The sequence below is a fragment of the Streptomyces yerevanensis genome, assembly GCF_000716805.1.
Lineage (GTDB): Bacteria > Actinomycetota > Actinomycetes > Streptomycetales > Streptomycetaceae > Streptomyces > Streptomyces flaveus.
In genome coordinates, this window is the sequence record NZ_JNWJ01000133.1 from 1 (window position 1) to 6683 (window position 6683).

The following is a 6683-nucleotide window of genomic DNA, read 5'->3' on the forward strand; positions in this document are numbered from 1 at the left end:
CAGCACGATCGATCAGCCTGACACGCCTGTCCGCCATCCATCGGCCGCCTACAAGAACCTGCACGTCACAGACCATGGATGGAATTTTCGACACCCGCAGTGTCGCCGAGGCTGGCGCGGCCACGGGCCGGTGACGGCGGGAGAAGCGCTGCCCGTGACGCAACGCCTTAGCGATTTCGGCCGGCGTGGAAGATGATCGCGCCGGTACCGGCGTGTCCCCCCATCTTATGATCGTTTGTTCGATCGGCGGGTCGCTGGCCATTGACGCCGGCGCTGTCGCCGACATTTTCTGAGCCTGGGCAAGGAGTGCGTACCGCTGGCGTGATGACCACTGAAAGGTGTGGAGAGCCTCCGGGGAGGCCGTCTCACGCCTTCCGGCTGACCGCGGCCCTTCTGAGGGCCAAGACCGCAAACATCAGGGTCAGCGCGCCCGAGGTGAAGAACACAGGCGCGACCCACCAGGCGTTCCCGCCGGTGACCGTGCCGTTCTCGGCCACGCACGCCACCTCCGGCGGAAAGAGTCTTCTGCGCACATCGCCGCAGAAGTTGGGCAAGTCATCGTTGATCACATACGCCTTTCCCCAGCTCATAAACCAGTTCGTGAGGAAGACGGAGAGCGAGGCAACGAAGAGACCCCACATCTGGTTCTGACGGTCCGGCACCGGATGTGCGTTCGCCCTCGGTTCTGTCATGAACGGGGAGCGTACTCGTGCAAGCGCCCCGTCGCTCCCGCGACAGCCACCCGCTCGGCTACGGTGTCAGCCGCCCAGCGTCTCGCGCAGCCTGGTAGATCGGGCTCACCCCGAGCTGCTCGAAGAACGTGTCCTGGGCAGCCGAGCTTGGCGGTAGGCTGCCCGTTCCTGTCGAGCCTGTATGGCCTGGAGGTCTGTATGGCTGATCAGCCCCTCAAGGCGCATTTCGTTGCCGATCCGATCGAGCTTCCTGACGGCCGGAAGGTACGCGTCAGCGCGTACCCCGACGGCAGTATTCGGTTCCGAGTGGACGGGCTGCCGTACGTCCTCACCGAGGCGTATCTCAGCGGCAACCCCGAGAACGACAAGGCGATCTTGAAGATCTCGCCCGGCAAGCAGGGCAGCAACGCCTCTCACAACTACGTGGAATGGTTGGAAGAGAGGAACAGTCAGTAACTGGTCCGACCACCATCGTCGTCTTCAACAGGCGTGCTCCCCTGGACAGTTCCGGGACCCCTCCCGAGCCTTCGCTGAAGCCGTATTCGAAGGCCAGGACAGTGAAACCGCAGCGTTCGACCAGGAACCGCAGGATGCGCTCGTGCATGAGCGCGAACTCGTTGATGAAGTGGGAATTTTCGCCGATCGCGACGACGCGGGCTTTGCCGATGATGGCGTGCAGCGGCTCCAGGTCATCGAGTGGCACCTCACGGTCGAGGTGGGTGAGCGGGACGGCATGGGCGCGAAGCCAGTCGGCGAACGGGTTGTGGTGGGACGAAGCAGGCATGCGGACAGCTCGATTCTCGGTGCTGGAATGTGAAGGGATCGCTGATACGGGAGCGGATCACCGCATATACGGCGACCACCGGAGTTCGGCGACCTGGCGGTGAAGCCGTTCGGCCTCACCGCACGTAGCGTTTCCCCAAGAGGAGCCCGGCCTTTGCAGGGCCGGTCGGCCTCTGCCAGGGACCGTTCAACGGCCCGGCGGCGGGTCTTGAGGCGCCTCTGCCGCCTGTGCGGCCGCTGCGTTCTCCAGGTCGTCGATGCTGCCGGACATGATCGTGCGGATGTGTTCGGTGATGTGCTGGAGCGGCCAGTCCCACCAAGCCAGGGCCAGGAGGCGGTTGACGTCCGCATCGCTGTAGCGGCGGCGGATGAGACGAGCGGGGTTGCCGCCGACGATGCCGTAGTCGGGGACGTCGTCGACGACCACGGAGCCGGAAGCGATGATCGCTCCGTGCCCGATGCGGACGCCGGGCATCACCATGGCCCGGTAACCGAGCCAGACGTCATGGCCCACGACGGTGTCCCCCCGTCCGGTCAGGCCGGTGATGAGGTCGAAGTGCTCGGACCAGGAACCGCCCATGATTGGGAAAGGGAACGTCGAGGGGCCGTCCATACGGTGGTTGGCGCCGTTCATAATGAACCGCACGCCCTCGCCCAGCGCGCAGAACTTCCCGATGACCAGCTTTTCCGGTCCATAGTGGTACAGCACGTTGCGAGTTTCGAAGGCGGTCGGATCATCGGGGTCGTCGTAGTAGGAGAACTCCCCGACCTCGATCAGCGGCGAGGTGACCAGTGGCTTCAGCAGTACCACCCGCGGCTGCTCGGGCATCGGATGGACCACGGTCGGGTCGGCGGGAACAGGTGGCATCACGAAGTGCTTCCTTCCTGAAGGGATGTCAGCGGGGCTGGAGGACCTCAGCACTTGGTGGCGGACGTCGAAGTCGCGCGCATGGTCAGGTGGGCGCCCCGCCAGCGCCGACGCAGCCGGCGATCATGACTGACGATGACGATGGCGCCGTTGTACCCAGTTAGAGCGGTTTCCAGCTCCTCGACGAGGGCGGGCGACAGATGGTTGGTGGGTTCGTCGAGCAACAGGACGTCTGACGGCTCGCTGAGCAATCGCGCCAGGGCGAGACGCTGCAGCTGCCCGGTGGACAGCCAGCCGACCGGCACCGTGAGCTGGTCGCGGCCGAACAGGCCGAGGGACAGCAGCCGTTCGGTGTACCCGGCGGCCTCCCCCGCCCGTCCACGGGCGAAGGCGGCCAGCACGGTCTCCTCCGGTTCCCCGGGGTGCGGCTCTTGGGGGAGGTAGCTGATCCTGCCGCGGCGGGTGACGCTCCCGCCGTCGGGGGCGACTTCTCCGGCCAGGACGCCGAGCAGGGTGCTCTTGCCCGCTCCGTTCGGCCCCGTGATCAGCAGGCGTTCGCCCGCCATGACGGTGAGACTCGTGCGGTCGAGCCGGTCGGTGACGGCGATGTCTGCGGTGTCGAGTACGACGCCCTGCAGGCGGCGGGCCCGCAGTACGGGGGTGAAGCGCAGCGGCTCCGGCGGGGGCGGGACCGGGTCGGCAAGCAGGCGGCGCAGCCGCTCCTCGGCGTTGCGTACCCGGCTGGCCAGCGACTGCTGCACTCGGCCGCCCGCCCGGTCGTAGGCCATCTTGTTGCCGTCCTTCATCGGACGGCCGGGGGCCACCTGGCGGGCGGTGGTCGCGGCGGCCTCGCGGAGCCGGTCGACGTCGGCCCGCCACTGGTCGTACGCCTGAGCCCAGCGCTGCCGGGCAGCCGTCTTCTCGGCGAGGTAGCCGGTGTAGCCGTTGCCGTACCGGACGACGCGGCGCCGGTCGGCGTCCACCTCCAGCAGGCTGGTGACGACATGTTCGAGGAAGACGCGGTCGTGGGAGACCATCACCGTGGTGCCCCGCCGGGTGCGCAGGTGTTCTTCCAGCCAGCTCAGGGCACCCTCGTCGAGATGGTTGGTCGGCTCGTCCAGCAGCAGCACCTCCGGCGCGGCCGCCAGGACGGCCGCCAGCCGTAACCGGACCTGTTCTCCGCCGGACAGACTGCCAGCGGTACGGTCACGGCTCACCAGCCTCAGGCCGAGGCCGTGCAGGGCACGTTCCACACGGGCGTCGGCGTCGTAGCCGCCGCGCAGCTCGAAGAACGTCATCAGTTCGCCGTACTCGGCCATGCCCGACTCGTCGCCATCGGCCATCGCGGCCTCCAGACGGCGCATTCGCTGCTCGACGGCGCGTAGATCGCTCAGGGCCCGGTCGATGATCTGCTGGACGGTCGCCTGCGGGGCCAGCCGCTCGTCCTGGGCGAGATAGCCGACGCCGCCGGCGGCCTGGACGACGACCTCGCCTTGATCGGGCCGTTCACGCCCGGCGAGCAGGCGCAGCAAGGTGGTCTTGCCGGATCCGTTCTCACCGATGATCCCGGTGCGCTCGCCCGCGGCGAGCGAGCAGCTCACCGAGTCAAGGACGAGCCTGCCGTTGAAGGACTTGCTGACGGCGAGCGCGGTGATCTGTGTAGGCATGCGGGGACTCCAAAGCATTCGAGGACGAGGCGGCAGTGAAGGGCCGCAGGGCCGGGCGAACGCTTCGGAAGAGCATCGATCACTCCACTAGTGCGACAACTGATGCATTAAAATGCTGCCATAACGCTGTCCCCCTGAGCAAACGGATTACCAGCGATGACTCCCGAAGCCCCAGGGCCGGAAGGCGCCCGGCCGACGCCGACACGACGCCGACCCGGGGGCCGCACCGCCCGTATTCGTACGCAGGTACTCGACGCTGTCCGCGCGGAGCTCGGCGAACACGGTTATGACGGGCTCAGCATGGACGCCGTCGCCGCCCGCTCGGGCGTGCACCGCACAACGGTGTACCGGCGCTGGGGGGACGTCGGCGGCCTGCTCGCCGACGTCCTCGACGCGGCGAGCGACGACGACTGGCAGCCACCGGACACCGGCTCACTGGAAGGCGACCTGGCAGCACTGAACCAGGAGATCCAGGCAGCCCTGATTGCGCAGCCGCCGATCGTCGCAGCTCTGATCGCCGCCTCGTTCCGCTCCGAGAAAGCCGCCCACGCCCAACAGCGGCTCTGGGAGGACCGGTACGCCCGCTGCGAGATCATCGTCAGCCGAGCTGTCCGGCGCGGCGAACTCCCGCCGCACACCGACGCTCGGCGACTGCTCATCGCCGCCACCGCGCCGCTGTACCACCAGCTGGTGCTCCTCCGCACGCCACCCGACCCGCACCTGCCCGGCCATGCAGCCAGAACCGCCGCCCTCGCCGCAGCCGCCAGCGCCTTCGCCGAGCCCCCGTCAGCAAGCGACACCTGAGTGAGACTTCACCAGTTCCAGCTGGCTTCGTAACTGAGAACGGGGCTCTGGCGCAGATCTTGGGGAGCGGTCGCAGAGGGTTACCGCTGTGTTCGACTGCGAGGGGTTGGCCTCGCGTGAGACGGCGTACGCCTCACCACCGGACAGCGGATAGTGATGCCCCGTCAGGTCTCTGTGGACCTCCGACGTCACCGACTGTGGCCGGTGACGGTGATTGTGGTCAGTTCTCGGACCGAGTGCACGTCTCCTACCGGCGCAGGTTGAGGGATCTCCCGCTCGGTGGGCAGAGCGTCGTGATCCTGCTGCGGGTTCGGCGGTTCATCTGCGGTGACGCGAACTGTCCGCGCCGCATCTTCGCTGAACGGTTCGCGCAGCTGACCGCCCCCTATGCGCGCTTCACCACCCGGTTGAACCACATGCTGGAGCGTGTCGGGCTCGCGCCGGCAGGACGGGCCGGTTCCCGTCTGGCTGCCCAACTGGGTGTGGGAGCCGGGCGGATGACCTGCTGCGCAGGGTCATGGCACTGCCGGATCCGAAGTTCGCCACGCCGCGCGTGCACGGCGGACGATTTCGCCACCCGACGCGGCCATGCCGGTCCCGGAGGCCGGGAGCCCCGTTGCGGGGCCACGAAGAAGGTAATTGGGGAAACGGACGGCCAGGCCTTCGCGTATCGCGGAGGCCTGGCCCCTCACCAGTGGCTCGGAGTGATCCGGACCGCCGGGGTGTGGACGGCGAGGTGTGGGGGCAGTGAGTCTGTCGGGCTCAAGCCGTCAGGAGAGCCGACGAGTTGACCGATCCGGAGGGGGATTTCCGTGAGCAGTACGTCTCGGATAGGCAAGGTTCGCAGAGCGTTCGTCATGACCGGCTGTGCGGCCGCACTGGCTTTCGGGTCGACGTCCGCGCTCGCCACTCCCGGCAGCGGGGTCACCGGTACGATCCTCGCCAAGGGCACGTCGGCCGGAACGCTGAAGGTCAAGGCCAAGGGGCGTACGGACGTCATCGTGCGGTCCATCACCATCGCACCGGGCGGCTCCACAGGCTGGCACTACCACTCGGGCCAGCTCATCGCGGTCGTCAAATCGGGCACACTCACCCGCACGTTGCAGGACTGCTCAGTGGAAGTCACACCGACGAGCACATCGTTCATCGAGCCGGCCGGAGCCCGTCACGTCCACATCGGCCGCAACCTCGGCACCGAGCCGGTCGAGTTGTACGTCACCTATCTCGTGCCCGAGGGCAGCCCGCTGTCCGTCGACGCGGACGCGCCCGCGTGCGCCGGGGGATAGGGACACGGCGGGGAACCGCGCGTCCTGCAGGACCGGAACACGCACTGAGCCCGGTCACTCTCGGCCGGTCGCGCGGTTCGCGCGGACCCGACGATCACCCGATCTGGGTCTGCGCGACCTCACGCCGAAGTGCGCTGACGTGCCGCCAGGGACGGAGCACAAGCCGGGCAACAAGCTCAGTGAGCGGGGCGGGGCAGTACAGCAAGGGCTGTCCAGGCTATATCGGTCAGCGTCTCCTCGCCCGCTCCGGCCTTGCCCAGCGCTTCAATGCCGCGCAGTACGGCGAGCACTAGCGCAGCCAGCTTTCCCGGATCCGTGTCCGCGGCGATATCGCCATTGGGCGCTGTCAACTTATCGAGTGCATCGTCGGGTGAAGGTGTGTCGAGGAATGGTTCAGTCCGGCTCCGGGTCTGTTGCTCAGGCCGTGGTGGGCCGGCCGGTTGCCTGGTCCCAGGTCGCGAAGCGGACGGCCATCTCGGCCCGGTGGCCGGGAGCGGTCATCAGATGGCGGCGGGGGCGGAAGTGGGGTGAGATGCCGCTGAACGCGGACAGGAACCGCTGGGCTCCGCCGGTGCTGCGGAAG

Annotated in this window: 9 protein-coding genes and 2 pseudogenes; 4 read left to right on the forward strand and 7 right to left on the reverse strand. The window is 67.8% G+C overall.

The window, feature by feature from the left end; genetic code table 11:
* Together OP79_RS56685 and OP79_RS47995 are read right to left on the reverse strand one after the other, a co-directional pair.
* Positions 1-286: hypothetical protein (locus tag OP79_RS56685; protein ID WP_211271020.1), on the reverse strand; the 286-nt coding region annotated here is incomplete at its 3' end.
* 79 nt (positions 287-365) lie between these two features.
* Complete coding sequence (locus OP79_RS47995; protein WP_033329545.1) at positions 366-662, reverse strand: hypothetical protein; 297 nt, start codon at positions 660-662, stop codon at positions 366-368.
* Positions 663-890: 228 nt separating this feature from the next.
* Between OP79_RS47995 and OP79_RS48000 the strand changes: the two genes are divergently transcribed.
* The gene (locus tag OP79_RS48000; protein WP_033329546.1) at positions 891-1148 is read left to right on the forward strand and encodes a hypothetical protein; all 258 of its coding nucleotides are present in this window, start codon (positions 891-893) and stop codon (positions 1146-1148) included.
* A 67-nt stretch (positions 1149-1215) separates the two neighbouring features.
* Here the strand turns inward: OP79_RS48000 and OP79_RS58390 are convergent.
* The 3 genes and pseudogenes from OP79_RS58390 to abc-f form a co-directional block, all read right to left on the reverse strand.
* Positions 1216-1476: pseudogene (locus OP79_RS58390) on the reverse strand (erythromycin esterase family protein); the annotation flags it as partial.
* Positions 1477-1662: 186 nt separating this feature from the next.
* Positions 1663-2343 carry a CatB-related O-acetyltransferase gene (locus OP79_RS48010; protein ID WP_033329548.1) on the reverse strand — a complete coding sequence of 227 codons (681 nt, stop codon included), beginning with the start codon at positions 2341-2343 and terminating at the stop codon, positions 1663-1665.
* 47 nt (positions 2344-2390) lie between these two features.
* On the reverse strand, positions 2391-4010 hold the full coding sequence (gene abc-f / locus OP79_RS48015; protein WP_211271021.1) for a ribosomal protection-like ABC-F family protein: 1620 nt from the start codon (positions 4008-4010) through the stop codon (positions 2391-2393).
* 156 nt (positions 4011-4166) lie between these two features.
* Here abc-f and OP79_RS48020 point away from each other — a divergent pair, with 156 nt between their 5' ends.
* The 3 genes from OP79_RS48020 to OP79_RS48025 all read left to right on the forward strand — a co-directional run bounded on the left by OP79_RS48020 (position 4167) and on the right by OP79_RS48025 (position 6100).
* Positions 4167-4814: a TetR/AcrR family transcriptional regulator gene (locus OP79_RS48020; protein WP_033329550.1), complete on the forward strand. Its 648-nt coding sequence runs from the start codon at positions 4167-4169 to the stop codon at positions 4812-4814.
* A 197-nt stretch (positions 4815-5011) separates the two neighbouring features.
* Entirely contained in the window at positions 5012-5605 is a 594-nt protein-coding gene (locus tag OP79_RS57835) for a transposase family protein (protein WP_281194563.1), read from the forward strand.
* Between the two features lie 66 nt (positions 5606-5671).
* On the forward strand, positions 5672-6100 hold the full coding sequence (locus tag OP79_RS48025; RefSeq protein WP_051745863.1) for a cupin domain-containing protein: 429 nt from the start codon (positions 5672-5674) through the stop codon (positions 6098-6100).
* Between the two features lie 176 nt (positions 6101-6276).
* Here OP79_RS48025 and OP79_RS53415 read toward each other — a convergent pair whose 3' ends face one another.
* On the reverse strand, positions 6277-6450 hold the full coding sequence (locus OP79_RS53415; RefSeq protein ID WP_211271022.1) for a hypothetical protein: 174 nt from the start codon (positions 6448-6450) through the stop codon (positions 6277-6279).
* Positions 6451-6517: 67 nt separating this feature from the next.
* A pseudogene (locus tag OP79_RS57840) lies at positions 6518-6683 on the reverse strand (IS6 family transposase); the annotation flags it as partial.